The sequence below is a fragment of the Streptomyces sp. WAC 06738 genome (assembly GCF_003945505.1).
Classification (GTDB): Bacteria; Actinomycetota; Actinomycetes; order Streptomycetales; family Streptomycetaceae; genus Streptomyces.
Map to the genome: position 1 here is coordinate 4,678,450 of NZ_CP029618.1, position 26,978 is coordinate 4,705,427.

The following is a 26,978-nucleotide window of genomic DNA, read 5'->3' on the forward strand; positions in this document are numbered from 1 at the left end:
GGCACCGCAGTCGTCGTGGGCGGGGCCCAGCCCATGCAGCGGCCTCGGCAACGCCGCCCGCTGGGCCTGCCGGCCACCGACCCGGTGCCGGAACCCGTGGGCGAGGGCGGCGAGAAGCTGGAAGACCTGGACGAGGGTGCGGCTCGCGAGCACTACAAGCCGCTGTCTGTTCGCAGCGAACGAGCGGCCAGCGACGCGTACTGGAAGCAGCGCACCACCGGTGGCATGAAGATCGAGGACATGACGCTTGTCGAGCGGATGGCGAAGCTCACTGACTCCAACGCCACCATCCTCGGCAAGCTCGCTGGTCACATCAACCTCGACAGGGGCGGCAGGGTCAGTGGCCTGAAGACCTCAGCGACCAAGCTGGAAGACCTGGAGATGATCCAGGTCGACGCGGACAGTCCTCACGGCTGGAGCGTGACAACCTTCGGCGAATACGCCGTCAAGATGCACGGCATGGGTGAATGAGGTGTGGCGGTTACGTGGAGCCTGCACGAAACGCGCCGTGGCAGGCTCCAAACTCCGCTAGCAAACAGCTTCACCCATTCGAGTGTCGGTGAAAGAAATAGTCCAGCGTAGTTCCAGCCAAGGTCGCCCCCCAGCTATTTTGTGTTCCATCGCAATAAGAGCGCGACAGGGAGTAACCGTGGCAGCAACACAGCACGAGGTCCCCACCGAAGCAGAGATCTACGCGCACATGCGCGGCATCCATCCCAAGTACCGCCGATGCAAGGGTGGTGACCACAACTGGGACATCATGACGAACGCCCAGGGCTACACCGCGAGCGGCAACAAGTTCCGAGGAGGCGACCTCCGTAGGGCCTCCTGGTTCGAGTGCACGGATACCTGCGTCGTCGACGAACACGAGGAACGCGGCTGCGGCCGGAAGCGCAGGTACCAGATGGAGTGGAACGAGCGCAGCCAGAGTCTGGTCCGCACCACCGAGTACAGCTACGACGACATGCACCCCGACCTCGCCAGCCCGGCCGGCGTCTCTCACACGGGCATCAACGTCCGCGCCGAGATGCCCGACCTCATCCGGGAGGACCGCATCCGGCGATCCCTGGTCAAGATCGCCAGCCCTCACATGGGAGCCGCCTAAATGGCGCAGCGCATCGTCACGGAGAAGAGCTGTGACTGGCACGAGCAGCTCGACACCCCCGTGAAGCTCCCTGCCGGCCACGTACGCATCACCCCCACAGGCAAGGAAGTTGACCTCTGTGAAGGCTGCTGCTTGCTGTTCGACCTCGGCATGCCCCGGGTCGAGGTGCTGGTGGAGTTCTTCAAGCGCGAGGTCATCGAACGCCTCCTCCGCTCAGGCCGCGAACCTGAAGACGGCAAGCGCAGGCGGGTCCCGGCCCAACTCGCCATCCCCGGCTCACCATCGGAACCCAAGCAGTCGACGAAGAAGGCGGTCGCCAAGGCCGAGCCCGAGACCGAACCTCCGCCGGCGCAGGTCCGCAAGAAAGCCCAGGGCAACCGAGGCCGCTGGGACCCGAAGGTGGATCAGGTTCTCTGCCCCCTAGATCACAAGGGCGCCAACAGCCCCAAGGAATACTGGGTCGAAGTCCGCAACCGTGGCAGTCACGCAAAATCCAGCCACGACCTGCTTGGGCCGCAGATCCCTTACAAGCTCCCGCCCGAGGCCACCTTCACCCTCAGCGTGAAGTGCTTCGAGCACAAGCTGTGCGCCGAGGCCGGCGGCTTCGGCTTCAAGAACGCGGCAGGGCTGGCCATGCACATCCAGAAGGCCGACAGCGAAGGCTGGGAGCCCGCGCCGAGCCGGGACGCAGCAGAAACGTCCGCGCCGGCCGCATAAGCCTCCACGGGGACCGTGTTAGGACAACAGCGCGGCCACTCGTCACACGAAACAGAGACTCGGCCCCCTCTTAGAAAGCCAGGACGGGGCCCTCGTACCTCCCGGTACCTCAGCCGGCCGACCGCACCGGGATCGTCGTCTGAATCACCCGCAGCTCCTCCTTGACCGGCCGCGAACGGGCAAGGAACTCCGCCGCCGCCCGCCGCCGCGCCGGATGCGCGGCCAGCTCGTCATACCGACCCGGCTCGATGGCGAGCGGCGAACCGCCGTACCAAAGCGACAGGTTCACCAGGCGCAGGCCCTCGGTGTCGTCGAGATGGCCGCCTTCGGGAACACAGCCCCACGGGCACTCCAAGGACTTCACCACCCCCCAGATGCGGCAGATCAACGGCCGGTCCTCGTAGATCCGGCACCGCCCGCCTTCCACGTCGAGCGCGGAACACGTCGTCCCGCCCTTCTGCCCCAGCGGCAAGGTGACCACCCGGCCGTCGACCCAGGGAAACCCCCGCTCGCGGATTCGCTGCCTCTCCAGCGGGCTCAACGGGACCGGCCCACATGCGGACGCGCATCTCCCCTTGCACTCCATTCGAGGGAGCGAGCGGTAAAGGGCATCGAGTGCCTCCGGGTCCGGCTCACGGGCCAGTCCGCGGGCCAGTGCCTGCACGAGTGCCTTCGCGTCGCCAAGTTCCATGGCCAGCAGGCTAAATGAGCTGCCACCGAATAATGGGGACCGTCACTCAAATGGGTGTCCCACTTTATTTATGCGACCGTGCCTGTCTCGCCCATCGGAGGGGTGAGTGTGCGGCATTCGGTTGACGAGTGGCGTTTGTATATCTGATCCGCGTGACGCGCGCCTAATGTGCCCATATGGACGACCGCGCACCTGCCTCCGGGTACACGACCGCCCAGCACCCCACCGAAGAGGAGTGCTGGGCAGAGTTCTGGCGCATCATCGGCCAGGCGGCATACCGCGTCTGGGCCGAGGAGCGAGCATCAGGCGGCGGCAGCACGCTGGGCGCGGATACGGTCCCAGTTCTTGGTCTTCGTGATTAGGCGGTCCTCCAGCGGCGCCCACTTCGGCACAATCTCCAGCCGGTTGGGCATGCCGGCCGGCGTGGGGTAGACCACGATATGGTCGATGATCACGGAGAGGGATTTCTGCTTCTCGACGACCGTCAACTTGGGCCACAGTGCCAAGAAACCCTGGAAGGCTTCAGCCGGGGGCGCCTGATTACTGGCGATCGACTCACCCAGCATGGACAGCTTTTGTTCCACGATGCTGAGGTCGGTGTTGAGTTCGTCCTGCTTCTTCCGCACCTGCTCTTTGGTGAACACCCCATCAAGCAGAGCATCGAGGAGACGGTCCTGCTGCGTCTTCAGTGCCTTCTTTCTTTTCTCCAGCTTTCTGAGTTCCTTCATGTCGAAGTTCGCCTGAGCCGAACGCTTCATTTCAAGGGCGGCCTGCTCTTCACCCCGGGCGCGGTCCGCCACCCATTCGAGGACCAATCGCTCTGCACGAACGATGGTCACAGTGATTCCCTGGCATCCCTTGCCCTGCGACTCATTGCTACAGCGGAATGTGGACTCGTCTGCACGTTTGTGGGGATTGGCGTGCATGGATGCCAAGCAGCGCGCGTCGTGCGTTTCTCCCCTGCCGCACCGCATGAGTGTGGAGAGGGAGTAGGCGGGTTCGATGTTTCGCGACTCAGGGCGGCTCTGCTTTCTGCGCTTCTGGACGTAGCGCATCCAGGTGCCGAGGCTGATGATGCGCTTGTGCTTTCCGCGCTTCCAGGATTTCCAATCCCATGGGGTGGATGTGCGGCTGTTCTGCGTCGGGTCATTCACCCGCACAAATCCGGCAGCGAACCCGCTGTCCATGGCGTTTCGCAAACCGCTGACGCTGAGAGGGTTTCCGTTGACGGTGGTGATCCCGAGGGCGTTTCCTTCCCGCACGATGGTCTGCATGGACTTTCGGTTGGCGTTGTAGTCCTTGAACGCGTTCCGGTAGTAAAGCTCTACGTCCTCGTCGACCTGCAAAACGCCTTCGCAGGTTTTGCACCACTCGTAAGCTCGTTTGTTTCGTTCGCTGCGTCGGCAGTCAGGGCAGCGCTTGTAGCCGAAAACCTCGCGACCGTGATGAGGCTTTCCGTTGTCCTTCCGCATGTTGTGCGCGCGGACCCAGGATTCACCGATCTTGTTGCCCTGGTGCTCGTCCATGTTCATGAAATGGTTCATGATCATGAGGCCGTCGGCAGTCGTGGGGTCAATCGGCTGCGTCATGGAAATGAGGACGCCGCCGGCGTCGTACAGCTCCTTGACGTACTGGCGCGACTCCATGAGGTTGCGGCCCCAGCGGCTGGTGTCCAGAACCATGATGCCGTTGGCCGCGCCCTGACGAATTTGCTCGATCATCCACAGCACCTTGCGATGCCCGAAGAACTGACCGGATTCGTCGATGTCGGGGACGATTTCCTTGATTTTGACGCCCAGAAGTTTGGCCGTCAGTTCGCCGTTCTTTTCCTGCGTTTCGGGGCTGTCCATGATGTCTCGGCCGAGGCTGACACGGACGTACAGGAAGACGACGAGCGGCACCTTGCCGAGCTGCGCCGGGCTCCACGCCTTGATCTTCATCGGGTCTCTCTCGCGGTCGTCTGGCGGTCCTTCACGCCTACACCCGAGGGCCGCAGAGGAGGCGGACCAGCCGCCGCCACGCCGCCCGCATCCACCCACGTGGACGTATGTGGATTGGTGCGTTACGTGAACACCAGTGACACCCAGGCCGAGGTCCGCTTCGACCTCGCGGGTACGCAGTCGCTGCCGCCGGTGTGGAAGGAGCGGGCGCTGGAGCGGCTCGCGGACCGGCTCGTCGACGGGCACGTCGTGGTCCGGGCGGGCGAGCACCGGTCGCAGTGGCGCAACCGCGAGACCGCCGCCGTACGGCTCGCCGCGCTGCTCGCGGAGGCCACGGCGCCGCCGCCCGCGCCGCGGCGGAAGCGGAAGGTCCCGCGGGGGGTGAACGAGCGCCGGCTGCGGGAGAAGAAGCAGCGGTCCGACGTCAAGCGCGGCCGCACGGGCCGCGGCTGGGGCCAGTAACCCCGGCCTTCCCCCTGTCGCTCCCGCCCGTCGCCAACGCGAAGGTGCGAAGGCTCAGCCCAGCGTCCGGTACCGCCCCGGAAGTACGTCAGCGGGCTGCCGTCCGCACTCGGCTGCGTCGCGCTCAGCACCCGCCCGATCACCAGCGTGTGGTCCCCCGCCACCACGCGCTGCTCCGTCCTGCACTCCACCGTCGCCAGCGCCCCGCCCACCAGCGCGCACCCGGTCACCTCGCCGCGCGTGTACGGGATGTCGTCGAAGAGCAGCCGGTCGCTGATCCGCCCCTTCATCGCGAACCGCCCGGCGATGTGCCGCTGGCTCTCGGAGAGCACCGACGCCGCCCACTCCTCGCGCTCCGTCAGCAGTTCGTCCATGCGGGAGCCGTTGCGGACGCTGACCATCACCAGCGGGGGGTCCAGGGACACCGACAGGAACGCGGTCGCCGTCATCCCGACGTCCTCGCCGTTGAGGCCGGGGTCCGGGTCGTACGCCGTGACCAGCACCACGCCCGCGGCCAGCCGGCTCATGGCCGCCCGGAACTGCTCGTCGCTCACCCCAACAGGATGGTCCACCGCTTGCGTCTCATGCAGCACGCCTCGAACGGTAACGGGACGAACGGGCCCCGGACATCGGGCAGAGGGCGGAGGGGAGTCCTAGGTCTCCGTCCCGTCCCACCTGCCGCGGGACCCCCGTGGGCCCCGCCGCGCGGCCCCTTCCGCCCCACCCGGCGCGAAGCTCCCGCAGACCGGCGTGCGGCTCTTGGCCGCACGCCGGTTAACACCTCCCCGCCCTGTGACTTGAGTCACAGAGAGCGTCCAATGTTGACCCTGTGTACCCGCCGAAGAGCGGGCTGTGATTCAGTGGCCGTGTCGTTGGATGAAATTCCACGCGGGGGTCTTCCGCCGAGGTCGGGGCGAGACGGGAGGGCAGGTATGGAGACGGAGGCCGAACCTTACGTAAGGCTGGCGAGCCTGCGCCGGCTGCATTCGGTCCTCGCGGACCTGAACCAGACGCGCAGCCTCGCCGACACTCTCCAGAGCGTCGCGGACGGGCTCGTCGCCCTCGGGTACGAGGTGTCCGCGGTGAACCTCGTACGGCCCGACGGCGACCTCGTCGTCGCCGCCGTCGGCGGCGATCCGACCGCCGAGGCGATCATGGCGGGCCGGGTCGGCCCGCGCGAGGCGTGGGAGCGCCGGCTCCGCATGGGCATCGCGTGGGGCGAGCTGCGCTACATACCCCACAGCGAGGGCTGGGTGCTCGACGGCGACGAGGTGCCTCAGACCCACCCCGTCGTCCCGCCGCCCTCCGCCCCCGGTGACTGGGTCACCGGCGACCGCCTCTTCGCACCGATCTACGACGCCGGCCGCGAGCTGCTCGGCGTCCTCTCCGTCGACAAGCCGGCCAACGGCCGGGTGCCGACCCCCTGGGGGCGCGAGGCCCTGCAGATGTACGCCTCGCAGGCCGCCATAGCGATCACCAACGCCCGGCTGCGGGCCAACATGCAGCGCGCGCTGGTGCGGCTGGAGCGCGAGCAGCAGGCGCTCCGCGCCAGCGAGGAGAGCTTCCGCCAGGCGTTCGAGTACGCGCCCAGCGGCATGGCCGTCGCCGAGATGGGCGGCGACGACCACGGGCGGCTGATCCGTACGAACGACGCGCTCTGCCGGCTCCTGGGCCGCCAGCCCTCCAGCCTGCGCCGGCTGTCGTTCTCCGACCTGGTCCACCCCGAGGACGTCGGCACCCTGCTGCGCACCTTCGCCGAGGGCGGCAAGGCCGAGCTGCGCCTCGCCCGCCGCGACGGCACGTACGTGTGGGTGAGCCTGCGCAACTCGGTGGTCGCCGACGCCGCCGACGGCCCGCGCTACCTCCTCACCCACGTCGAGGACATCGAGGAGCGCAAGCGCCACGAGGCGCAGCTCGCGCACCGCGCCAGCCACGACTCGCTCACCGGCCTGCCCAACGCCGCCGAACTGCGCGCCCGGCTCACCGCCCGGCTCTGCGACCGGCCGCCGGAGCTGTACACGGGCGCCGTCAGCCACTCCGCCGCCGGGCTGCCGGGGCCGCGCGGCCGCGCCATCGTCGGCGCGGGTCCCGTCCCCCGCGAGGTCGACAGCAACGGGCACGGCTTCGGGACGGACGGCGCCGAGGAGCAGTGGGCGGGACCCGGCCCGTACGAGCACCATGTGCACGCGATGGCCCCCGAGGCCGGCGGGGAGTCCGGGGGCAAGGGGCTCGCGGTCCTCTTCTGCGACCTCGACGGCTTCAAGTCCATCAACGACCGCTTCGGCCACAACACCGGCGACGCCGTGCTCATCGCCGTCGCGCAGCGGCTGACCCACGCGGTCCGCGACGGCGACACCGTCGCGCGGCTCGGCGGCGACGAGTTCGTGGTCCTCGCCGACGGCCTGACGCCCGGCGGCGCCGAGGACCTGGCGGTCCGGCTGCGGAACGCGATCATCCCGCCGATCCGCGTCGACGGCCGGGGGGTGCGCGTGGGCGCGAGCATCGGCACCGGCTGGGCGGTGTGCGGGATGTCGACGGAGGAGATCCTCAGCTCGGCGGACCAGCTCATGTACCGCGAGAAGCGGGCCCGCTCGCAGGGCCGCTCGCACCGCCGGGCAGGCTAGTGGCGGTGGTACGGGCCCGGGGCGGCGCCGCCCCGCGGCCCCCGGCCGTCCACAGGCGGCCGTCGTGGCTTCGTCCACAGTCGACCGAAGGAACGCTCGGGTACTGCTCCGGACGGGGTAGGCTCGCCCCCTGGCCGGCGGTCCGCCGGCCCGGACGCAACGCGCACCAGGGAGTGAGAGGGAGATGACGGCCGGCAACCACGGTGCGGGCACGCCGCCCGAGGACGACGACCCCTTCGCCCATCTGTACCGCCCCGAGGGCGGTGCCGCGCCGGTGCCGGGACCGGGGGAGGGCACGGCCCCCGCCCCGGGCGTGCCGCGCACGTCGTACACCCAGGTCAGGGCCGTCGGCGAGCGGACGTACGGCGGCCAGCAGGCCGCGCACCAGGTGCCGCCCCAGCAGGCGTATCCGTACGGGCAGTCCAGCCCCAGCCCGCACTACGCCGCCCCCGAGACCTACGGCGGCCCCCCGCCGCAGCCCCCGTCCTTCGCGCCGGGTGACCCCGGCGAGGGCCCGCGCCGCAGCCGCGGCGGCGGGCGGAACGGGCTGATGCTCGGCGCGGTCGCCGTCGTCGCCACGGTGGTCATCGCCATCGTCGCCGCGGTGCTCTTCAGCGGCGACGGGGAGGACTCGGACGTCGGCGGCGGCGATTCGGAGTCCGTCGCCCCCAGCCCCGGGGGCAAGGGCGACGACGGGCCCAAGAACGGCGACGACAAGCCCGAGAAGGACCCGACCACCCCGCCGAGCGAGGACGGCGCGAAGCTGGCGCTGGCCGGCGGCGCGGTCGTCGGCAGCGACGCGAACGTCTCCGAGGACGGCCCGTACGTCCACGGCCTGGAGAACGAGGGCGCGTCCGCCACCTGGAAGCCCGAGGTCGGCGAGGCGGGGGAGTACACGCTCTTCGTCGACTACAGCGTCCCGGGCAAGGACGCCGAACTCACCCTCACCATCAACGGTGAGGCGGAGAGCCGCCCGCTGAACCTGGAGAACTTCGCGAAGGCGAAGAAGGACGACTGGCTGGCGGGCTGGACCCGGACCTACTCGTGGATCTCCCTCGAAGAGGGCGCCAACGAGATCACGCTCTCCTGCGAGTCGGGGAACAAGGAATGCCAGAGCGCGATCGGCAAGGTGGAGCTGAAGAAGGGCCAGGTCTCGTCGTAGCGCTTCCGGTGCCATAGCGCCGGTACGTCCGGGCCCGTAGCGCCGCTACGGGCCCGTCGTCGGCCTCGCGGCCGTCAGCCGCCGACGACCTCCAGGAACCGGCGCACGGTCGCGGCCATCGCGTCGCGCCCCGGCGCCAGGTACTTGCGCGGGTCGACCACCTCGGGATGCGCGTCCAGGTGGGCGCGGGCGGCGCCGGTGAACGCGGTGTTCAGGGCCGTGCCGACGTTGATCTTCACCATCCCCGACGTCACCGCCTGCCGCAGCTCCTCGTCCGGCACCCCGGACGAGCCGTGCAGCACCAGCGGCACCGCGACCGCGGTCCGCAGCCGGCCGATCAGCTCGTGGTCGAGCGCCGCCGTGCGCTCGGTCATCGCGTGCGAGCTGCCCACCGCGACGGCCAGCGCGTCGACCCCGGTGTCCGTGACGTACGCGACGGCCTCGTCCGGGTCCGTCCGCACCCCCGGCGCGTGCGCGTCGAGCGGCGCCTCGCCCTCCTTGCCGCCGACCTTCCCCAGCTCCGCCTCGATCCAGATGCCGTGCTCGTGCGCCCAGCGCACCGCCTCCGCGGTGGCCTCGACGTTGTCGGCGTACGACAGCTTGGAGGCGTCGAACATCACCGAGCTGAAGCCGAGACCGTGCGCGGAGCGCAGCAGATCCGGGGAGACGACGTGGTCCAGGTGCAGCGACAGCGGCGCGGACGAGGCGCGCGCCACGGCCGCGGTCGCGGCGGCGATCGGCGTGAGCCGGCCGCCGTGGAACCGGACGGCGTTCTCCGAGATCTGCAGCACCGCGGGCGCGCCCGCGGCCTCCGCGCCGGCGGCGATGGCCTCGGCGTGCTCCAGCGTGATGACGTTGAAGGCGGGCACGCCGTGGCCCGCGGCGCGGGCGGCGGCGACGAGTTCGCCGGTGGTCGTGAGTGGCATCTTCAGGCCCCATCCCGGGCCGCACCGCGGCCCGACGTGATCTCGGTGCGCGGCAGCGTCTCCGCGTAGACGGCGGTGTCGAACTCGCCCGCCACGGGCGCGGCGACGGTCGCCGCGGACAGCGCCACCGCGCGGGCGAGCCGGGCGGGCCAGTCCAGGCCCTCGGCGAGCCCGGACAGCAGCCCGGCGACGGCGGAGTCGCCGGCGCCGGTGGGGTTGCCCGGCACGTGCCGCGGCGGTGCGGCGCGCCAGGTGCCGTCGGCGGTGACGGCGAGCAGCCCGTCGGCGCCGAGCGAGGCGACGACGGCGCGGGCGCCGCGGCGGCGGACGTCGTCGGCGGCGCGCAGCGGCTCGGTGCCGCCGGTGAGCTGGGCCAGCTCCTCGGCGTTGGGCTTGACGAGGTCGGGTCCCGCGGCGACGCCGTGGCGCAGCGGTTCGCCGCTGGTGTCGAGGAGTACGGGCACGCCGGCGGCGTGCGTGGCGCGTACCAGCTCGGCGTACGCGTCCACGGGCACGCCGGGCGGCAGGCTGCCGCACAGGGCCACGGCCCGTACGGGCGCGGCGCCTTCGCCGGTGCCGGAGTCCTTCAAGAGCGCCGCGTACGCGTCGAGGAACGCCGCCCACTCCTCCGCGGTGACCTCGGGCCCCGCCTCGTTGAGCTGGGTGGTGTCGCCCGTACTGCCGTCCACGACGGCGACCGTGCGCCGGGTGTTGCCCGCGACGGGGACGAGCGCGTCGGTCACCTGCCCGCCGGCCGCCCATCCCGGCTCCGCGGCCAGCAGTGCGCGGACGTGCGCGCCCGTGGGGCCGCCGGCGAGGCCGGTGACGGTGACGGGGTGGCCGAGCGCGGCGAGCACGCGGGCCACGTTCAGGCCCTTGCCGCCGGGCCGCTCCGTGACGTCGGTGACGCGGTGCGACGCGTGGGCACGCAGCCGCGGCACCCGGTACGTGACGTCGAGTGCGAGATTGAGTGTGACGGTGAGGAACATATGCGCGAAAGATCCTGTCATGGTGCCGGAGCGCCGTCGACGGCACGCGCCGCCGACGGCGCGCCTCAGCTACCGGGTTCGACGATCCACGCACCCTTGCGCATGATCCCGACGAGAGTGAACCGGTCGTCGAACACGACGAGATCCGCGTCCTTTCCGGGCTCCAGCGAGCCGATCCGGTCGTATGCGCCGAGCACCTTCGCGGGCGTCGCCGACAGCGCCGCCACGGCGTCCCCGACCGGCAGGCGGTCGACGGTGACCGCCCGGCGGAACGCGGTGTCCAGCGTCAGCGTGGAGCCCGCGATCGACCCGCCGTCGACCAGCCGGGCCACGCCGTCCCGCACGTCGACCTCCATCGGGCCGAGCGGGTAGCGGCCGTCGCCCATGCCGGCGGCGCCCATCGCGTCGGTGATGAACGCGACCCGGCCCGCCCCCGCGGTCCTGAACGCCAGTTGCAGCACCGCCGGGTGCAGGTGCACGCCGTCGTTGATCAGCTCGACGGTGACCCGCTCGTCCTCCAGCAGCGCGGCGACGGGACCCGGCGAGCGGTGGCCGAGCGCGGGCATGGCGTTGAAGAGGTGGGTGGCGACGGTGGCGCCGGCCGCGACGGCCTCCTGCACGGCGTCGTACGAGGAGTCGGTGTGGCCCACGGCGGCGATGACGCCGCTGTCGGCGAGGAGGCGCACGGAGTCGAGCCCGCCCGGCAGCTCCGGCGCGAGCGTGAGCATCCGGGTCTGCCCGCGGCCGGCCTCGACGAGCTTGCGCACGTCGGCGGGCGCGGGGTCGCGCAGCAGCGAGGGCTGGTGGGCGCCGCAGCGGTGCGGGGAGATGAACGGGCCCTCGAAGTGGATGCCGGCCAGCTCGCCGTCCTCGGCCAGCTCGGCGAGGACGCCGGCCTGCCGGGCGAGGTCGTCCAGGTCGCCGGTGACGGTGGAGGCGAGCATGGTGGTGGTGCCGTGGCCGCGGTGGGTGTCGATGACGGTGCGGGCCTGCTCGTGGGTGCCGCCGGAGAAGGAGGCGCCGCCGGCGCCGTGCACGTGGATGTCGACGAAGCCGGGGACGATCCAGTGCCCGGAGAGGTCGAGGGCCGCGGGCCCGCCGTCGTCCCGCTCTGCGCCGGAAGCCCGCGGTGCCGTGCCGTTCCGCGCCGTGCCGGCCTGCGGTGCCACTGAGGCGATCCGGCCGTCCGCGACGGTGAGCCGGGCGTCCTCTACGGTGCCGGCCGGCTGGACCACACGGGCGCCGGTGAGGACCGTGCCGCCCTCCCGCATCGAATCCCGCATCAGGCGGTTACCTCCGTGGCGAGTAGGTCCCAGGCGAGCTGCCCGGCGCCCAGGCAGGCGGCGGCGTCTCCCAGCTCCGCCGGGACGATCTGGGGGAATGTCTGGAACGTGATGCGCGCCCGGACGGCGCGCGTGAGCGGTACGAACAGGGTGTCGCCGGCCTCGGCGAGGCCGCCGCCGACGACGATCCGGCGGGGGTCGAGCAGGGTGATGCCGGTGATCAGGCCGCCGGCGAGGGCGTCGACGGCGTCCTGCCAGACGGCCTCCGCCAGCGGGTCGCCGGCCTCGACGGCCTCGGCGCAGTCGGCGGCGGTCGCGCCGGGGTCGCCGCAGGCGGTGGCCCACGCCTCGCCGACGGCGGAGGCGGACGCCAGCCGCTCCAGGCAGCCGCGCTGCCCGCAGCCGCAGGGGGGTCCGTCGGGGCGTACGACGACGTGGCCGATCTCGCCGGAGCCGCCGTGGGCGCCGGGCTCGATGCGGCCTTCGATGCCGATGGCGGCGGCGATGCCGGTGCCGAGGGCGATGAAGAGGAACCGGTCGACGTCGCGCGCGGCCCCGAGCCGGCCCTCGGCGAGCCCGCCGGTGCGCAGGTCGTGGCCGACGGCGACGGGGCAGGCCAGCCGCTCGCCGAGGAGGCGGCGGAACGGTACGTCACGCCAGCCGAGGTTCGCCGAGAACACCGCGACGCCCTCGGCGTCGTCCACGATCCCGGGCACGGCGACCCCGGCCGCGACGGCCGGTTCGCCGTACTTCTCCACGCCGATGTCCCGCAGCTCGGCCGCGAAGTCGAGCACGGCGGCGACGACGGCCTCGGGACCCGCCTCGCGCGGGGTGGGCCGGCGCGTCTCGTGGAGCAGCGCGCCGTCCGCCCCGACGAGGGCGGCTTTCATGCCGGTGCCGCCCACATCGAGGGCGATGACGTGTCTCACGGGGGACAGTCTCGCCCGTAGAGGGGCGAGAGGTCTAGTCCAGTCGCGATGACGGGTCCGGTTTCCGCCGGTATCCGGTCGAGTGCCCCCGCTGCCCCCCCCGGACGCCGACCGCGGATCCCCCCGCCGCGCGCCGGCCGCACGGCCTTATCGCAGGACGACGCTCCGCGTCAGGTTCCGGGGACGGTCCGGGTCGTACCCCTTCGCCTCCGCCACGGCGACCGCCAGCCGCTGGGCCCGTACCAGGTCCGCCATCGGGTCGAGCCCGCGCGCCGTCGACTCCGCGCTCAGGTGGCCGCCGACCCGGCCGACGTCCGCCGCCAGCCCCTCGGGCAGCTCGCCGAAGTGCCACACCGCCCGCCCGGGACCGGTGATCGCCATCGGGCCGTGCCGGTACTCCATCGCCGGGTAGCTCTCCGTCCACGCGCCGGCCGCCTCGCGCATCTTCAGCGCCGCCTCCGCCGCAAGGCCGCAGGTCCAGCCCCGGCCCAGGAACGTCCACTGCACCGCCGCCGCCAGCTCCTTCGGCAGCGGCTGCACCGCCGCCAGCTCGGCGTCGACCGCGGCGTCCGTGACCGGCTTCACACCCGCCGCGGGCGGTCCGTGCAGTTCGAGCCCGGCGCGCAGCAGCGCCAGCGCCGTCGTCGCGAACCGGGTCTGCACGACCGACTCCTCGTCCGCGTACGCCAGCGTGACCAGCGCGTCCGCGGCCGTGGCGACGGGCGTCCCCGCGTCCGCCGTGAGGGCGGTGGTCGCGGTCCCGGCGGCGTCGTTCCGTACCGCGGCCAGCAGGTCCAGCACCTCGGTCGTCGTGCCGGACCGGGTGATCGCCACCATCCGGTCGTACCGCCGCCCGGCCGGGAACTCGGAGGCGGCGTAGGCGTCGGTGTGCCCCTGGCCCGCCGCCTCCCGCAGCCCGGCGTACGCCTGCGCCATGAACCACGAGGTGCCGCAGCCGACCACCGCGACCCTCTCCCCGGGCTGCGGCAGCCCGGGGACGGCCGCCGCCTCCTGCCGGGCTCGGCGCCAGCAACTCGGCTGGGTGGCAATCTCGGCGGCGGTGCGGGACGGTTCTGCGGCTGCCATGAGGTGCGGCTCCCTCGTTGTGCTCGTGGACATACGTCGCCACGCGCACCGTTGCGATCGTGCGCGCTTTCGTGCTGTTCCGCGACCGTTGATGTGCGGTTCAGCTCGTCGTCTCCCTATCAGCCCGGTACCCCGTGCGGCAATGGCGGGCAGGGGGGCGTGGTTACGGAAGTGATATCCGTCTGGTGTAGACCTGAGAGGGGCGCTCCGGACAGACTCGGCCCTCTCAGATGATTCTGAAGGTGGGCTAAAGCTGTGCAGCGGCGTGGATTTCTGAAGGCGGCGGCCGGTGCCGCGGGAGCGGCGGCCCTGCCGCTGAGCGCGTGCGGGGACGGCAGTGGCGGCGGCGACGTCACGCTGAAGCTGGTGGCCGCCGAGTACGGCACGGGCGAGTCCGACACCGCCCGGCGCTACTGGGAGCAGTTGGCGGCGAAGTTCTCCAACGACACCCCGGGGATCTCGGTCGACATCGAGATCATCCCGTGGGAGGACATCGACGCCAAGGTCGACAAGATGGTGAAGGACGGCAACCCGCCGGACATCGCGCAGATGGGCCCGTACGCCGAGTACAGCTCCCGCGACATGCTCTACAGCACCGACGAACTGCTCTCCATCCCCACCCAGGCCAACTTCGTGCCCAGCCTCGCCGCCGCCGGCGAGGTCAACCGCGTGCAGTACGGCATGCCCTTCGTCTCCAGCTCGCGGCTGCTGTTCTACAACAAGTCCCTCTTCGAGGACGCGGGTCTGAGCACCGACCCCGAGGACGCGCCCCAGGACTGGGACGAACTCCTCGACGTCGCGCAGGCGCTCAAGGACACCGGCGTGAAGGTCCCGTACGCGCTCCCGCTCGGCCCCGAGGAGGCCCAGGGCGAGACGCTGATGTGGATGATCAGCGGCGGCGGCGCGTACACGGACGACGTCGGCAGCTACACGATCGACTCCGAGCAGAACATCCACACCTTCAACTGGATACGCGACAACCTCGTCGGCGCCGGCCTCACCTACGCCGCGCCCTCGGAGACCAACAGACGCACGGCCTTCGCCGACTTCGTCAAGGGCGACGTCGGCATGATCTTCGGCCACCCGACGCTCATGCAGGACCTGCGGCGCGAGAAGGTCGACTTCGGCATCGCCGAGAAGCTGCCCGGACGCGACGGGCCCTCGAAGTCGACGATGGGCGTCGCCGACTGGATCATGGCGTTCAAGGCCAACGGCCACCGCTCCCAGATCGGCAAGTTCCTCGACGTCCTCTTCGACGACACCAACGTGCTGAAGTTCGCGCAGCGCTACGACCTGCTGCCGACGACGGTCTCCGGGGTGGACAAGCTGAGCGAGGGCCGCAAGGACCTGCAGCCGTTCCTGGACCAGCTCCAGACCGCGGTCTTCTACCCGGACAACAAGACGTCGTGGGCGCGGGTCAACGCCGAGCTGAAGAAGCAGATAGGCAAGGCGGCCGAGGCCGGCGGCGAGCCGCCGGAGCGGGTGCTGACGAACCTGCAGAGCATCGCGGAGTCGGCCTCCACGACGGAGGAATGACCCGCCCCGCGTCCTCCTTCGCCGCCCCTACGGAGCCCACGGAACCACCGCAGACCCCCGCAGCCTTCCCGGACCGGGGGAGCGCCGACGCGCGTCAGCCCTCCCGGGCGTCGCGGCGGGCCTGCCGGACGCGGCGCAGCCGGTTGACCGTCACCGGGTCGTGCTCCTGCGCGCGCGGGTCGTCCAGGAGCGCGTTGAGCACCTGGTAATACCGCGTCGGGGAGAGCCCCAGGCGCTCCCGGATCGCCCGCTCCTTCGCCCCCGGACCCGGCCACGCGCGCTTCTCCAGCGCGAGGACCGCCAAGTCCCGCTCGGTCAGCGCCGCGTCACCCTCAGACATGCCCTGCACGTTACCGCGGGCCGGTAGGGTCCTGGACATGGGCAGCACCTCCGCAGCACAGCTCCCCGTTCCGCGCACCGAGGCGGGCCGCGCCGGCCTCGCGGCGCTCCTCGCCGACCCGGAACAGGCACTCCTCGCCTTCGACTTCGACGGCACCCTCGCCCCGATCGTCCCCGACCCCGACTCCGCGCGGGCCCACCCCGGCGCCGTACCCGCGCTGGCCCGGGTCGCGCCGCGGGTCGGGACCGTCGCCGTCATCACCGGCCGGCCCGCCGCCGTGGCCGTACGGTACGGCGGCTTCGCCGGCGTCGCGGGGCTGGCGCACCTGCGCGTCCTCGGCCACTACGGCGACGAGCAGTGGGACGCCGCCACCGGCACCCTGCGCGCCCCCGACCCGCACCCCGGCGTCGCGGCCGTGCAGGCCGAGCTGCCGGGTGTGCTGGAGGCGGCGGGAGCCTGGCGGGGCACGTGGATCGAGGACAAGGGCCGCGCCGTCGCCGTCCACACCCGCCGCGCCGACCGTCCCGCCGAGGCCGCCGACGCGCTGCGCAAGCCGCTGGACGACCTGGCGGAGGCCCACGGCCTCGTGGTCGAACCCGGCCGCTTCGTCCTCGAACTCCGCCCCCCGGGCATGGACAAGGGCCGCGCCCTCACCGCCCTCACCCGCGAGACCGGCGCCCGCACGATCCTCTACGCCGGCGACGACCTCGGCGACCTCGCGGCCTACGACGCCGTGGACGCGCTGCGCCCCGAGGGCGTCGCCGGGCTGCTGGTGTGCAGCGCGGCGGCGACGGGCGAGGGCGCGGACGCGCTGGCGGACCGCGCGGACCTGACGGTCGAAGGACCGCAGGGCGTGGTGGAGCTCCTGACGGCCCTGGCGACGGCCCTCGGCACGTAGCCCCGGGCCGTCGGGCTTCGCAGCCACGCGCCGTCGGGCCCGGAGCCCGGGCTCCTCGGACTCCGTGGCCCCGGCCGTCGGCCGCCGCCGGGCCGCCTGCCGCCCCTCAGTCGGAGAGCCGGCGCAGGAAGTCCCGTATCAGCCCGGCGCTCTGCGCGAACCGTGTCGTCAGCGGGAAGTGACCGGCGTCCAGCAACTGCACCTGCGCGTCCTTCACGTCCCGGGCGAAGGCGCGCGCCCCGTCCGGCCCGAAGATCTCGTCGTGCCGCCCCCAGGCCGCGAGGACCGGCGGCTGGTGCACCCGCAGATACTCCTGCCAGTCCGCGTACCGCCCGGGGTTCGTGCCGTAGTCGAGGAAGAGGTCGAGCTGGATCTCCTGGTTGCCCGGCCGGTCCAGCAGGGCCTGATCGTGCACCTCCAGCGCCGGGTCGACCAGCGAGGTGTCCGGGACGCCGTGGCTGTACTGCCAGTGCGTGGCGTCCGGGGTGAGGAGCGAGCGGAGCGCCTCGCGGTTGGCCGGCGAGGGGTCGGCCCAGTAGGCGCGGAGCGGGGTCCAGAAGGGGGTGAACCCCTCGTCATAGGCATTGCCGTTCTGGCTGACGATGCCGGTGATGCGCTCGGGGTGGCGCAGGGCGAGGCGGAAGCCGACCGGGGCTCCGTAGTCGTGGACATAGATCGCGTAGCGCCGGACGCCTAGCTGGTCGAGCAGCTTGTCGACCACGTCGGCGAGATGGTCGAAGGTGTACGCCCACTCCCCGGCCGGCGGGGCGGAGCTGAGGCCGAAGCCGGGATAGTCGGGGGCGATCAGACGGAACTCGCCGGCCAGCTCCGCCATCAGCGGGGCGAAGCCGACGGACGACGTCGGGAAGCCGTGCAGCAGCACGAGCGTCGGCGCGCCCGGGTCACCCGCCTCCCGGTAGAAAACGTCGAGGCCGTCGATGCGGGCGGTGCGGTGGCGTACGGTCACGGCGAACTCCAACCATCAAAATGGACTTGAACGGTTAACGACGAGAGAAACCTAACCCGCCCCCGCCAACCTGTCAACTCGACTTCACCGGTTACACTGCTCGTATGGCACGCCCGCTGACCGGCGAACCGCTGGCCCTGGACCTGGTGAACACCTGGTGGATCGACGAGGGAAGCCCCGTCGACTTCTTCTACGAGCCCGACGGCGTCAGCCGCTGGCTGGGTGAGCACGGCCTGTCGGGACCCGCGGCCGACGCCCCCGACCCCGCCGCCGTACGCGAGCCGCTGACCACCGCCCGCGCCGCCCTGCGCGCCGCCCTCGACGGCGATGAACAGCCGCTCGACGAGATACTGGCCCACGGTGCCCGCCGCCCCCTGCTCCGCGCTGGGCGGGCCACCTCGGAGATCGTCGTGGACGACCCCGCATGGCTGCCGGCCTGGGTCGCCGCGGCCGATCTGGTCCGGCTCTACGAGGAGCACCCGGAGCGGGTCCGCGGCTGTGCGAACCCCGAGTGCGTGCTGTGGTTCTACGACGTCAGCAAGAACGGCCGCCGCCGCTGGTGCTCGATGGAGGGATGCGGCAACCGCGCCAAGGCGGCCCGCTTCCAGGAGCGCCACCGCCGCTGAGGGGTCGCGACGCGGCCCGTACCGCCGGCTACGCGCGCAGCGCGTCCAACTGCGCGAGGAACCACGCCTGCGGCGGCAGCGCCGTGGCCGCCGCCGCCAGCCGCTTCGTCCGCCGGGCGCGCTCGTCGCGCGGCATCGTCAGCGCCGCGTGCAGCGCGTCCGCCGTGGCCTCCACGTCGTACGGGTGCACCACGAGCGCGTCCTCGGCGAGGTCCGCGTACGCGCCCGCCTCCCGGGACAGCACCAGCGCGCAGCCGTCGTCGGAGACCACCGGGATCTCCTTCGCGACCAGGTTCATCCCGTCCCGCAGCGGATTGACCAGCGCCACGTCCGCCAGCCGGTACGCGGCGAGCGAGCGGGCGAAGTCGTCCTCGACGTGCAGCACGACCGGCTGCCAGCCGTCCGTCCCGTACTCCTCGTTGATCTCCGCGGCGAGGCGGCGCACCTCCGCGGTGTAGTCCCGGTACACCGCCAGGTCCTGCCGCGACGGATACGCGAACGCCAGCTTCACCACCCGCCCGCGCCACTCCGGCCGCGCTTCCAGCAGCCGCCGGTACGCGAGCAGCCCGCGGACGATGTTCTTCGACAACTCGGTGCGGTCCACCCGCACCACGACCTCGCGGTCCGCGCCGCCGATCTGCTCGCGCAGGGCCGCCATCCGCTCGGCGACGTCCGGCCGCCGCGACCGCTCGCGCAGGAAGTCGGCGTCGGCGCCGAGGGCGTGCACGTCGACCCACGTCGTCCGCTCCCCGCGCGCCTCCTCCCCGGCGAAGGCGACGTCGGCCTCCTGGCCCAGCACCTCGCGGCAGCAGCCGGCGAACGCCTCGGCCCACCGGCGGGTGTGGAAGCCGACGCGGTCGGCGCCGAGCAGCCCGCGCAGCAGGGCGGCGGCGATGTCGTCGGGGAGGAGCCGGAAGTACTCGGGGGGTGCCCAGGGGGTGTGGGTGAAGTGCGAGATGCGCAGGTCGGGGCGGCGCTCGCGGAGCATGCCGGGGACGAGACAGAGGTGGTAGTCCTGCACGAGCACCGCCGCGCCCTCGGCGGCACCGTCGGCGAGGGCGTCGGCGAAGGCGCGGTTGTACGTCTCGTACGCGGCCCACTGGCGGCGGAACGCGGCGTCGAAGACGGGGGCGACGGGGATGTCGTAGAGCATGTGGTGGACGAACCACAGCACGGAGTTCGCGACGCCGTTGTACGCGTCGTGGAAGACGTCCGGGTCGATGCCGAGCATCCGCACCCCGGGCTCGGCCACCCCCTGCCGCACGGCCTCCCGGTCCCCGTCACCCAGCGCGGCACACACCCACAACGCCCCGGCCTCGGGCCCCACGGCGCTGAGCCCGGAGACGAGCCCGCCACCACCACGCTTGGCGACGAGCGCACCGTCGTCGCCGACGGCGTACGAGACGGGCCCGCGGTTGGACGCGACGAGCAGGGGAGCACCGGGCGACACGACCATGCGCCGAGCCTAGCCACGGCAGGGCCCCCCGAAACGCAACCGGGACGGTGTGGCCGATACCGATGGGGGCACGTGGGCCGGCGGGGCGGGGGAGTCCCGGGATGCGAGGGCCGTGGGAGGTACGGGCGGTCGGCCCCGGGGGGAGCCTGGAGGGCGCGGCTCCCGCTCGGGGGCTGAGGGGGAGAACCCAGGGGAATGGGGGAGCCAGAGGGGGTGGCGTAGCCCGGCTGGGGGGAGCCCGCCGGGGGTCCCGGGGCGGAGCCCCGGGGTTCGGGAAGGGGTGGGTGCGGGGAGACCCCCGCCCCGCTGGCGCCCGCCCGGCGAGGGCTACGCCGCGCGGCGCTCCACGTACTCCCGGATCTCCCCCATCGGCGGCCGCTCCTCCGTGTCCACCCCGTACGTCCGCGGCTCGAACGCCCCGTCCGCCCCCCGGTCGAACTGCGTCAGCCGCGGCCGCACCAGGTGCCCCCGCGCCAGCCGCACCTGCGCCGTGCGGTAGATCGCCGCCGCCATGCGCCCCAGCGCGCGGTCGTCCTGGTGCCGGTGCCGGCGGACGCCCACGTCGACCTGCGCCAGCGCGTCCAGCCCCACCGTGTGCAGCGCGTCGACGAGCAGCCCCAGCTCCACCCCGTACCCGACCGGGAACGGCAGCCGCTCCAGCAGCGACCGGCGCGCCGCGTACTCCCCGCCCAGGGGCTGGACGAAGCCGGCCAGCAGCGGCCAGTGCAGGTTCAGCAGCGGCCGGGCCACCAGCTCGGTCACCCGCCCGCCCTGTCCGGTCGCCGCCCCCGTGCCCAGCGGCCTGTCGTACACCGCCTTCACGAACTCCACGCCGGGATCCGTCAGCAGCGGCCCCACGATCCCGCTCACGAACGCCGTGTCGAAGTCCCGCAGGTCCGCGTCCACGAAGCACACGATCTCGCCGCGCGTCACCAGCAGCGACCGCCACAGCACCTCGCCCTTGCCCGGCACCGCCGGCACCCGCGGCAGCACCTCGTCGCGGTGCACGACCCGCGCGCCGGCCGCGGCGGCGACCTCCGCCGTACGGTCCGTGGAGCCGGAGTCCAGCACGACCAGTTCGTCCACCAGCCCGCCGCCGGGGGCCATCAGCTCCGCGCGGATCGCCGCGACGATCGACCCGACCGTGGCCTCCTCGTCGAGCGCGGGCAGCACCACGCTCACCGTCCCGCGCGCCCCGAGCGCCCGTTTGGCCGCCAGCAGCCGCGCGTCCGGCCGGTCCGCCGCGGACCAGGACCGCGTCCTCAGCCACTGCTCCACGTCATCGAGCACCTGCGGGCCTCCCCTTGCCGGTGTCCTGTCCGGTGTGTGAGCCGTCTCGCGTATCGGACGGCCCTCACAACTGTCCTGGTCGTCGGTTACAGTCTTGAACAACGTGCGTGACGTCCCCATGTCGGGGTCCGCGCGCGGACAAAAGCGCCGGACGGCCCCGCCGGACCCGCGCCATACAGAGCTCATCCAGAGGGGCAGAGGGAACGGCCCGTTGAAGCCCCGGCAACCCTCCGTCCGGTACTCGCGACGCTGCGAGGCCCCGGACGGTGATGGTGCCAATTCCGTCCTGCGGCGAGATGCGTCGCGGGGAAGATGAGGAGAGAGGGCCTCGCCAGTATGGCTGTAGACACAGCTCCCACCCCCACCGCCGTCGACGGCGCCCCCGATCTGGGCCCTGCCGTCGCGCTGTCGTGCCGGGAGTGCGGGGAGCGGGTGCCGCTGGGTCCGGTGTTCGCGTGCCAGTCGTGTTTCGGGCCGCTGGAGGCGGCATACGAACTCCCCGGCGGTGACGCCGGGTCCGCCGCCCGGCTGCGGGCCCGTATCGAGGCGGGTCCGCGGAGCATCTGGCGGTACGCGCCGCTGCTGCCGGTCCCCGCGGACGTGGCGGACAAGCCCAACCTGAACCCCGGGTTCACCCGGCTGCACCGCGCCGACCGGCTCGCCGCCGAGCTGGGCGTGACGGGCGCGCTGCACGTCAAGGACGACTCGGGCAACCCGACGCACTCCTTCAAGGACCGCGTCGTCGCGATCGCCGTCGAGGCGGCGCGCGCCTTCGGCTTCACCACGCTGTCGTGTTCCTCCACGGGCAATCTGGCGGGCGCGGTCGGCGCGGCCGCGGCGCGGGCGGGACTGCGTTCGTGCGTCTTCATCCCGTACGACCTGGAACACGCGAAGGTCGTCATGGCCGCGGTCTACGGCGGTGACGTCGTCGGCATCGAGGGCACGTACGACGACGTGAACCGCTTCTGCTCGGAGCTGATCGGCGACCCGATCGGCGAGGGCTGGGGGTTCACGAACGTCAATCTCCGCCCGTACTACGCGGAGGGCTCCAAGACCCTCGCGTACGAGATCTGCGAGCAGCTCGGCTGGCGGCTCCCCGACAACATCGTCATACCCGTCGCCTCCGGCTCCCAGCTCACGAAGATCGACAAGGGGCTGAAGGAACTGATCGCGACGGGGCTGGTCGAGGAGCGCCCGTACAAGATCTTCGGCGCCCAGGCGGCCGGCTGCTCCCCGGTCTCGCGGGCCTTCAAGGACGGTCACGACGTGGTACGTCCCGTGCGGCCCGACACGATCGCCAAGTCCCTCGCCATCGGCAACCCGGCCGACGGCCCGTACGTGCTGGACATCGCCCGCCGCACCGGCGGCGCGGTGGAGGACGTGACGGACGCCGAGGTCGTGGACGCGGTGAAGCTGCTGGCCCGCACCGAGGGCGTGTTCGCGGAGACGGCGGGCGGCGTGACCTTCGGCGTGCTGGCGAAGCTCGTCGCGGACGGCCGGATCGACCCGGCCGGGACCACCGTCGCGATCAACACGGGCGACGGCCTGAAGACCCTCGACGCGGTCGCTCCCACCACGGGGCCGAGCGCGATCATTCGTCCCACACTCGACTCCTTCCGAGAGGCCGGCCTCGCATCATGAGCGTGAACGTCCGAATTCCGACCATCCTCCGTACGTATACCGACGGGCGGGCAGAGGTGAGCGCCGAGGGCGCGACGCTGGCCGAGGTGATCGAAGACCTGGAGAAGAACCACCGCGGCATCGCAGGACGGGTGCTGGACGATCAAGGCAAGCTGCGCCGCTTCGTGAACGTCTATGTGAACGACGATGACGTCCGCTTCGCCGATGGCCTGCAGACTCCCACTCCCGAGGGGGCCGGGATCTCGATCATTCCGGCGGTCGCCGGAGGCTGCTGAACCCCGCGTGCGCGCGTGCGGCCCCACTGATCCGGAGTGGGGCCGTTCGCATGTCATGACACGCGATAGGGTTGGGGCGTTCCCCCCTCGTGGCCCATGCTCCACGCATATGAGAACGCGACAAGTTCCGCGCAAATGCGGAGAGTTAATTGTCGTGATGGTGAGTTATGCCCTGCCCGAGTTGTCATGGAATGGCGGAAATTGATCGGAAAAATGCCGATCGAGTGTCCGCAGAATTCTCGTCCGATTGACCTGTTGCACTGGGCATCTGTGCGGATACATTCAGCCGCGGTCGACGCGTTCCGGCGCACGCCCCGGCGTGTATCCGGGGGTGAGGTCTGACCCGGGTCCGCGGAGTGCGGTCCTGTGTAAGGGCCAGCAATAGGGGAGTTTGGAATGGCTCAGGGCACCGTCAAGTGGTTCAACGCGGAGAAGGGGTACGGCTTCATCGCGGTCGACGGTGGTGCGGATGTCTTCGTCCACTACAGCGCGATTCAGATGGACGGATACCGCACCCTCGAGGAAGGCCAGCGGGTCGAGTTCGAGATCTCGCAGGGCCAGAAGGGGCCGCAGGCAGACATGGTCCGCGTCAGCGGCTGAGCGCCGGGCATCGACCACGGACGACTCGCGACGGCCCGCACCCTCCGGGGTGCGGGCCCTCTGCTGTCCGCGCTCCTCCCGTGCCCGCTCCCCGCGCCCGCTCCCCGTGTCCGCCCATGTCCGCCCGTGTCCGCGTCCTCCGCCGCCTGTTGTGCGGCGCCGCGGTCCGGTTCCGCTCTGCGCATGAGAAGCCCCTACCCGCTTGCACTCGCAGGGGGCGAGTGCTAATCATTGGCGTTAGCACTCTCCCCGTGAGAGTGACAGCACGGGACCGGTTCGGTGAGGTCCGTACGCCGGGTGGGAGGGAACCACGCGGGTCGCGGACCGTCCGTCGCGGGCGCCAGCGCGGTCCGGACACAGACGACCCCCCTGTCCGGGAGGACTCAACACAATGGCCAAGACCATCGCGTTCGACGAGGAGGCGCGGCGCGGCCTCGAGCGCGGCATGAACCAGCTCGCCGACGCCGTCCGCGTGACCCTCGGCCCCAAGGGCCGGAACGTCGTCCTTGAGAAGAAGTGGGGCGCCCCCACGATCACGAACGACGGTGTCTCCATCGCCAAGGAGATCGAGCTCGAGGACCCGTACGAGAAGATCGGCGCCGAGCTGGTCAAGGAGGTCGCGAAGAAGACGGACGACGTCGCCGGTGACGGCACGACGACCGCGACCGTCCTGGCCCAGGCCCTGGTGAAGGAGGGCCTGCGCAACGTGGCCGCCGGCGCCAACCCGATGGCGCTGAAGCGCGGCATCGAGAAGGCCACCGAGGCCGTCTCCGCCGCCCTGCTGGAGCAGGCCAAGGACGTGGAGACCAAGGAGCAGATCGCCTCCACCGCCTCCATCTCCGCCGGCGACATCCAGATCGGCGAGCTGATCGCCGAGGCCATGGACAAGGTCGGCAAGGAAGGCGTCATCACCGTCGAGGAGTCGCAGACCTTCGGGCTCGAGCTGGAGCTCACCGAGGGCATGCGCTTCGACAAGGGCTACATCTCCGCCTACTTCGCCACCGACATGGAGCGCATGGAGGCGGAGCTCGAGGACCCGTACATCCTCATCGCCAACTCCAAGATCAGCGCGGTCAAGGACCTGCTGCCGCTCCTGGAGAAGGTCATGCAGTCGGGCAAGCCGCTGCTGATCATCGCCGAGGACGTCGAGGGCGAGGCCCTGTCCACCCTCGTGGTGAACAAGATCCGCGGCACCTTCAAGTCCGTCGCCGTCAAGGCCCCGGGCTTCGGCGACCGCCGCAAGGCCATGCTCGGCGACATCGCCATCCTCACCGGTGGCCAGGTCATCTCCGAGGAGGTCGGCCTCAAGCTGGAGAGCGCCACGCTCGACCTGCTGGGCCGCGCCCGCAAGGTCGTCATCACCAAGGACGAGACCACCATCGTCGACGGCTCGGGCGACAGCGAGCAGGTCCAGGGCCGGGTCAACCAGATCCGGGCCGAGATCGACGCCAGCGACTCCGACTACGACCGCGAGAAGCTGCAGGAGCGGCTCGCGAAGCTGGCCGGCGGCGTGGCCGTCATCAAGGCCGGCGCCGCGACCGAGGTCGAGCTGAAGGAGCGCAAGCACCGCATCGAGGACGCCGTGCGCAACGCGAAGGCGGCCGTCGAGGAGGGCATCGTCGCCGGTGGCGGCGTGGCCCTGCTGCAGGCCGGCCACGTCTTCGAGAAGCTGGAGCTCCAGGGCGACGAGGCCACCGGCGCGTCCGCCGTGAAGCTGGCCCTGGAGGCCCCGCTGAAGCAGATCGCGGTCAACGCCGGCCTTGAGGGCGGCGTCGTGGTGGAGAAGGTGCGCAACCTGACCGCCGGTCACGGGCTCAACGCCGCCAGCGGCGAGTACGTCGACATGATCGCCGAGGGCATCCTCGACCCGGCCAAGGTGACCCGCTCCGCGCTGCAGAACGCGGCGTCGATCGCGGGCCTCTTCCTCACCACCGAGGCCGTCGTCGCCGACAAGCCGGAGAAGGAGAAGGCCGCGGCCGGGGGCGGTATGCCCGGCGGCGACATGGACTTCTGATCCGGGATCGCGAAGTCCGTACGTCCGCCGCGGCCGCGGCCGGACGGCGGACGGGCTGACGAACCGAGGGCGGTACCCCGCAGGGGGTGCCGCCCTCGGGCGTGTGGGCATGCGGCGGCGGCGCGCGCCCACGCGCGGCGGCGCGTGGGCATGCCGCGGCGTGTAGGCATGCGGCGGCGGCAGCCCGCGGGCGCGGCGGGGGAGGGGCGGCCGGGTGGCCCCAGCCGGCGCCGACCGGGGACACCCTCCGGTCAACGACCCCCTGCCGACACCGCCGGGCTCAGCTCACGTCGGTCGCGGACTTCAGGGCGACTCGCAGGTGACCGTGTGAGGCGTCCAGCAGGCGCTCCGCCGTGCTGCCGTCCACGCCGCCGAGGATGGTGAGGATCGCGTTCTTCACCTCGCCGTGGGTCTCGGCGAGGGCGGCCTCCACCTCCTCGTCGCCCGCGCCCGTCGCCAGCGCGACGATGCGCCGCGAACGGGCCCGCAGCTTCTCGTTGGAGGCGCGCACGTCCACCATCAGGTTCCCGTACGTCTTGCCGAGCCGGATCATCGTGATCGTCGACAGCATGTTGAGCACGAGCTTCTGCGCCGTGCCCGCCTTCAGCCGCGTCGACCCCGCGATCAGCTCGGGGCCCACGACGACCTCGATGGCGTGCTGCGCGGCCGCGCCCAGCGGCGAACCGGCGTTGCAGGACAGCCCGACGGTCAGCGCCCCCAGGCCGCGGGCGTACGTCACGCCGCCGACGGCGTACGGCGTGCGGCCGGAGGCGGAGATGCCGACGACCGCGTCGTCGGGCCCCAGCTCCGCCGCCGCCAGGTCGGCGGCGGCCAGCTCCTCGCTGTCCTCCGCGCCCTCCGTGGAGGTCCGCAGCGCCACGTCACCGCCGGCGATCATGCCGACGACCTGCGACGGATCGGTGTTGAACGTCGGCGGGCACTCGCTGGCGTCCAGCACCCCGAGCCGGCCCGCGGTGCCGGCGCCCAGATAGAACAGTCTGCCGCCGCGGGCCATGCGCTCGGCGATCTCGTCGATGGCGGCGGCGATCCGCGGCAGTTGCGCGGCGACAGCGCCCGGGACCCCGCTGTCCTCCTCGTTCATGATTCCGGCGATCTCCAGGCTGGAGAGACGGTCGATCTCTGCCAGCTCGGGACGGAACGCCTCGGTGGTCAGGTTTTCCAGCTCCCGGCGGATGTCTGCTGAGGGAGAGGGCATGTCGGAGCGGCTCTTTCCATACGGTGCGTGGCGCGCGGTGGGCGGTGCGCGCACGCGGCGGTGGGGTCGGTCACGGCGGCTTGCGTGGTGCGGTCGCCGGCGGTCGGACCGCCGCCACGGGCGCCCGGCGCGCGGGGCGCGCCGGGCCACCGGGCGGCGTCGGCGCCGGCGTCGTACGGCGGTGCGGGGCGTGCGTGGCGCGGGG

23 protein-coding genes, 2 pseudogenes and 1 riboswitch are annotated in these 26,978 nt (G+C 71.9%); of the genes and pseudogenes, 12 read left to right on the top strand and 13 right to left on the bottom strand.

Annotation, left to right across the window (positions count from 1 at the left end; translation table 11 throughout):
• Positions 1 to 649 precede the first annotated feature (649 nt).
• Positions 650 to 1,105 carry a hypothetical protein gene (locus DMB38_RS20605; protein ID WP_125936436.1) on the top strand — a complete coding sequence of 152 codons (456 nt, stop codon included), beginning with the start codon at positions 650 to 652 and terminating at the stop codon, positions 1,103 to 1,105.
• Positions 1,106 to 1,822, top strand: coding sequence for a hypothetical protein (locus tag DMB38_RS20610; protein ID WP_125936437.1), 717 nt, complete (start codon positions 1,106 to 1,108; stop codon positions 1,820 to 1,822).
• 109 nt (positions 1,823 to 1,931) lie between these two features.
• On the opposite strand, the gene DMB38_RS20615 is transcribed toward DMB38_RS20610, so the two are convergent.
• Both DMB38_RS20615 and DMB38_RS20620 read right to left on the bottom strand, forming a co-directional pair.
• Positions 1,932 to 2,513, bottom strand: a complete 582-nt coding sequence (locus DMB38_RS20615) for a YkgJ family cysteine cluster protein (RefSeq protein WP_125936438.1) — start codon at positions 2,511 to 2,513, stop codon at positions 1,932 to 1,934.
• A gap of 302 nt (positions 2,514 to 2,815) precedes the next feature.
• Positions 2,816 to 4,453, bottom strand: a complete 1,638-nt coding sequence (locus DMB38_RS20620; RefSeq protein ID WP_125936439.1) for a recombinase family protein — start codon at positions 4,451 to 4,453, stop codon at positions 2,816 to 2,818.
• Positions 4,454 to 4,573: 120 nt separating this feature from the next.
• On the opposite strand from DMB38_RS20620, the pseudogene arfB reads away from it, so the two are divergent.
• Positions 4,574 to 4,915 (top strand): annotated as a pseudogene (gene arfB, locus DMB38_RS20625) (alternative ribosome rescue aminoacyl-tRNA hydrolase ArfB); the annotation flags it as partial.
• Between the two features lie 74 nt (positions 4,916 to 4,989).
• Here the strand turns inward: arfB and DMB38_RS20630 are convergent.
• Positions 4,990 to 5,508 (bottom strand): annotated as a pseudogene (locus DMB38_RS20630) (flavin reductase family protein); the annotation flags it as partial.
• A gap of 339 nt (positions 5,509 to 5,847) precedes the next feature.
• Between DMB38_RS20630 and cdgB the strand changes: the two are divergent.
• Both cdgB and DMB38_RS20640 read left to right on the top strand, forming a co-directional pair.
• A complete protein-coding gene (gene cdgB, locus DMB38_RS20635) occupies positions 5,848 to 7,539 on the top strand; it encodes a diguanylate cyclase CdgB (protein WP_125936440.1) in 1,692 nt (563 codons plus the stop codon).
• A 184-nt stretch (positions 7,540 to 7,723) separates the two neighbouring features.
• A complete protein-coding gene (locus DMB38_RS20640; protein ID WP_125936441.1) occupies positions 7,724 to 8,701 on the top strand; it encodes a hypothetical protein in 978 nt (325 codons plus the stop codon).
• A 74-nt stretch (positions 8,702 to 8,775) separates the two neighbouring features.
• Here the strand turns inward: DMB38_RS20640 and DMB38_RS20645 are convergent, their stop codons facing one another.
• The 5 genes from DMB38_RS20645 to DMB38_RS20665 form a co-directional block, all read right to left on the bottom strand.
• Positions 8,776 to 9,627 carry a class II fructose-bisphosphate aldolase gene (locus DMB38_RS20645; RefSeq protein ID WP_125936442.1) on the bottom strand — a complete coding sequence of 284 codons (852 nt, stop codon included), beginning with the start codon at positions 9,625 to 9,627 and terminating at the stop codon, positions 8,776 to 8,778.
• 2 nt (positions 9,628 to 9,629) lie between these two features.
• Entirely contained in the window at positions 9,630 to 10,616 is a 987-nt protein-coding gene (locus tag DMB38_RS20650; protein WP_125936443.1) for a 1-phosphofructokinase family hexose kinase, read from the bottom strand.
• A gap of 65 nt (positions 10,617 to 10,681) precedes the next feature.
• Positions 10,682 to 11,899, bottom strand: coding sequence for an N-acetylglucosamine-6-phosphate deacetylase (gene nagA, locus DMB38_RS20655; RefSeq protein WP_125936444.1), 1,218 nt, complete (start codon positions 11,897 to 11,899; stop codon positions 10,682 to 10,684).
• On the bottom strand, positions 11,899 to 12,828 hold the full coding sequence (locus tag DMB38_RS20660) for an ROK family protein (protein WP_164716061.1): 930 nt from the start codon (positions 12,826 to 12,828) through the stop codon (positions 11,899 to 11,901). Before DMB38_RS20660 ends, nagA begins: the two co-directional genes overlap by 1 nt.
• 147 nt (positions 12,829 to 12,975) lie before the next feature.
• Entirely contained in the window at positions 12,976 to 13,914 is a 939-nt protein-coding gene (locus tag DMB38_RS20665) for an SIS domain-containing protein (protein ID WP_125936445.1), read from the bottom strand.
• A 255-nt stretch (positions 13,915 to 14,169) separates the two neighbouring features.
• Between DMB38_RS20665 and DMB38_RS20670 the strand changes: the two genes are divergently transcribed.
• Positions 14,170 to 15,450 carry an extracellular solute-binding protein gene (locus tag DMB38_RS20670; RefSeq protein ID WP_125936446.1) on the top strand — a complete coding sequence of 427 codons (1,281 nt, stop codon included), beginning with the start codon at positions 14,170 to 14,172 and terminating at the stop codon, positions 15,448 to 15,450.
• Positions 15,451 to 15,544: 94 nt separating this feature from the next.
• Here the strand turns inward: DMB38_RS20670 and DMB38_RS20675 are convergent, their stop codons facing one another.
• Complete coding sequence (locus DMB38_RS20675) at positions 15,545 to 15,790, bottom strand: DUF3263 domain-containing protein (protein WP_125936447.1); 246 nt, start codon at positions 15,788 to 15,790, stop codon at positions 15,545 to 15,547.
• A 37-nt stretch (positions 15,791 to 15,827) separates the two neighbouring features.
• Here DMB38_RS20675 and otsB point away from each other — a divergent pair, with 37 nt between their 5' ends.
• The gene (gene otsB, locus DMB38_RS20680) at positions 15,828 to 16,688 is read left to right on the top strand and encodes a trehalose-phosphatase (protein WP_125936448.1); all 861 of its coding nucleotides are present in this window, start codon (positions 15,828 to 15,830) and stop codon (positions 16,686 to 16,688) included.
• A 106-nt stretch (positions 16,689 to 16,794) separates the two neighbouring features.
• On the opposite strand, the gene DMB38_RS20685 is transcribed toward otsB, so the two are convergent.
• Positions 16,795 to 17,655: an alpha/beta hydrolase gene (locus tag DMB38_RS20685; RefSeq protein ID WP_125936449.1), complete on the bottom strand. Its 861-nt coding sequence runs from the start codon at positions 17,653 to 17,655 to the stop codon at positions 16,795 to 16,797.
• A 104-nt stretch (positions 17,656 to 17,759) separates the two neighbouring features.
• On the opposite strand from DMB38_RS20685, the gene DMB38_RS20690 reads away from it, so the two are divergent.
• Complete coding sequence (locus DMB38_RS20690; protein WP_125936450.1) at positions 17,760 to 18,281, top strand: CGNR zinc finger domain-containing protein; 522 nt, start codon at positions 17,760 to 17,762, stop codon at positions 18,279 to 18,281.
• A gap of 28 nt (positions 18,282 to 18,309) precedes the next feature.
• On the opposite strand, the gene DMB38_RS20695 is transcribed toward DMB38_RS20690, so the two are convergent.
• Positions 18,310 to 19,737, bottom strand: coding sequence for a trehalose-6-phosphate synthase (locus DMB38_RS20695; protein WP_125936451.1), 1,428 nt, complete (start codon positions 19,735 to 19,737; stop codon positions 18,310 to 18,312).
• 327 nt (positions 19,738 to 20,064) lie between these two features.
• Positions 20,065 to 21,027: a glucosyl-3-phosphoglycerate synthase gene (locus tag DMB38_RS20700; protein ID WP_125936452.1), complete on the bottom strand. Its 963-nt coding sequence runs from the start codon at positions 21,025 to 21,027 to the stop codon at positions 20,065 to 20,067.
• Positions 21,028 to 21,206: 179 nt separating this feature from the next.
• Positions 21,207 to 21,346: riboswitch (SAM riboswitch) on the top strand.
• Between the two features lie 17 nt (positions 21,347 to 21,363).
• Between DMB38_RS20700 and thrC the strand changes: the two genes are divergently transcribed.
• From thrC to groL, 4 genes are all read left to right on the top strand, one after another.
• Complete coding sequence (gene thrC / locus DMB38_RS20705) at positions 21,364 to 22,668, top strand: threonine synthase (protein WP_125936453.1); 1,305 nt, start codon at positions 21,364 to 21,366, stop codon at positions 22,666 to 22,668.
• Positions 22,665 to 22,943, top strand: a complete 279-nt coding sequence (locus DMB38_RS20710; RefSeq protein ID WP_047017340.1) for a MoaD/ThiS family protein — start codon at positions 22,665 to 22,667, stop codon at positions 22,941 to 22,943. The genes thrC and DMB38_RS20710 overlap by 4 nt, the downstream gene beginning before the upstream one ends.
• Before the next feature lie 396 nt (positions 22,944 to 23,339).
• A complete protein-coding gene (locus DMB38_RS20715) occupies positions 23,340 to 23,543 on the top strand; it encodes a cold-shock protein (protein WP_018839739.1) in 204 nt (67 codons plus the stop codon).
• Between the two features lie 391 nt (positions 23,544 to 23,934).
• Entirely contained in the window at positions 23,935 to 25,557 is a 1,623-nt protein-coding gene (gene groL, locus DMB38_RS20720) for a chaperonin GroEL (RefSeq protein WP_125936454.1), read from the top strand.
• A 280-nt stretch (positions 25,558 to 25,837) separates the two neighbouring features.
• Here the strand turns inward: groL and murQ are convergent, their stop codons facing one another.
• Complete coding sequence (gene murQ / locus DMB38_RS20725) at positions 25,838 to 26,773, bottom strand: N-acetylmuramic acid 6-phosphate etherase (RefSeq protein WP_125936455.1); 936 nt, start codon at positions 26,771 to 26,773, stop codon at positions 25,838 to 25,840.
• Positions 26,774 to 26,978: the final 205 nt, after the last annotated feature.

Excerpts from the sequence above, each read along its gene's own strand:
- DMB38_RS20675 (WP_125936447.1), bottom strand. The coding sequence starts at position 15,790 with ATGTCTGAGGGTGACGCGGCGCTGACCGAGCGGGACTTGGCGGTCCTC.
- cdgB (WP_125936440.1), top strand. The coding sequence starts at position 5,848 with ATGGAGACGGAGGCCGAACCTTACGTAAGGCTGGCGAGCCTGCGCCGG.
- groL (WP_125936454.1), top strand. The coding sequence starts at position 23,935 with ATGGCCAAGACCATCGCGTTCGACGAGGAGGCGCGGCGCGGCCTCGAG.
- DMB38_RS20610 (WP_125936437.1), top strand. The coding sequence starts at position 1,106 with ATGGCGCAGCGCATCGTCACGGAGAAGAGCTGTGACTGGCACGAGCAG.
- DMB38_RS20690 (WP_125936450.1), top strand. The coding sequence starts at position 17,760 with ATGGCACGCCCGCTGACCGGCGAACCGCTGGCCCTGGACCTGGTGAAC.
- DMB38_RS20650 (WP_125936443.1), bottom strand. The coding sequence starts at position 10,616 with ATGTTCCTCACCGTCACACTCAATCTCGCACTCGACGTCACGTACCGG.
- DMB38_RS20640 (WP_125936441.1), top strand. The coding sequence starts at position 7,724 with ATGACGGCCGGCAACCACGGTGCGGGCACGCCGCCCGAGGACGACGAC.
- DMB38_RS20665 (WP_125936445.1), bottom strand. The coding sequence starts at position 13,914 with ATGGCAGCCGCAGAACCGTCCCGCACCGCCGCCGAGATTGCCACCCAG.
- DMB38_RS20615 (WP_125936438.1), bottom strand. The coding sequence starts at position 2,513 with ATGGAACTTGGCGACGCGAAGGCACTCGTGCAGGCACTGGCCCGCGGA.
- DMB38_RS20695 (WP_125936451.1), bottom strand. The coding sequence starts at position 19,737 with ATGGTCGTGTCGCCCGGTGCTCCCCTGCTCGTCGCGTCCAACCGCGGG.
- nagA (WP_125936444.1), bottom strand. The coding sequence starts at position 11,899 with ATGCGGGATTCGATGCGGGAGGGCGGCACGGTCCTCACCGGCGCCCGT.
- otsB (WP_125936448.1), top strand. The coding sequence starts at position 15,828 with ATGGGCAGCACCTCCGCAGCACAGCTCCCCGTTCCGCGCACCGAGGCG.
- DMB38_RS20645 (WP_125936442.1), bottom strand. The coding sequence starts at position 9,627 with ATGCCACTCACGACCACCGGCGAACTCGTCGCCGCCGCCCGCGCCGCG.
- murQ (WP_125936455.1), bottom strand. The coding sequence starts at position 26,773 with ATGCCCTCTCCCTCAGCAGACATCCGCCGGGAGCTGGAAAACCTGACC.
- thrC (WP_125936453.1), top strand. The coding sequence starts at position 21,364 with ATGGCTGTAGACACAGCTCCCACCCCCACCGCCGTCGACGGCGCCCCC.
- DMB38_RS20710 (WP_047017340.1), top strand. The coding sequence starts at position 22,665 with ATGAGCGTGAACGTCCGAATTCCGACCATCCTCCGTACGTATACCGAC.
- DMB38_RS20715 (WP_018839739.1), top strand. The coding sequence starts at position 23,340 with ATGGCTCAGGGCACCGTCAAGTGGTTCAACGCGGAGAAGGGGTACGGC.
- DMB38_RS20620 (WP_125936439.1), bottom strand. The coding sequence starts at position 4,453 with ATGAAGATCAAGGCGTGGAGCCCGGCGCAGCTCGGCAAGGTGCCGCTC.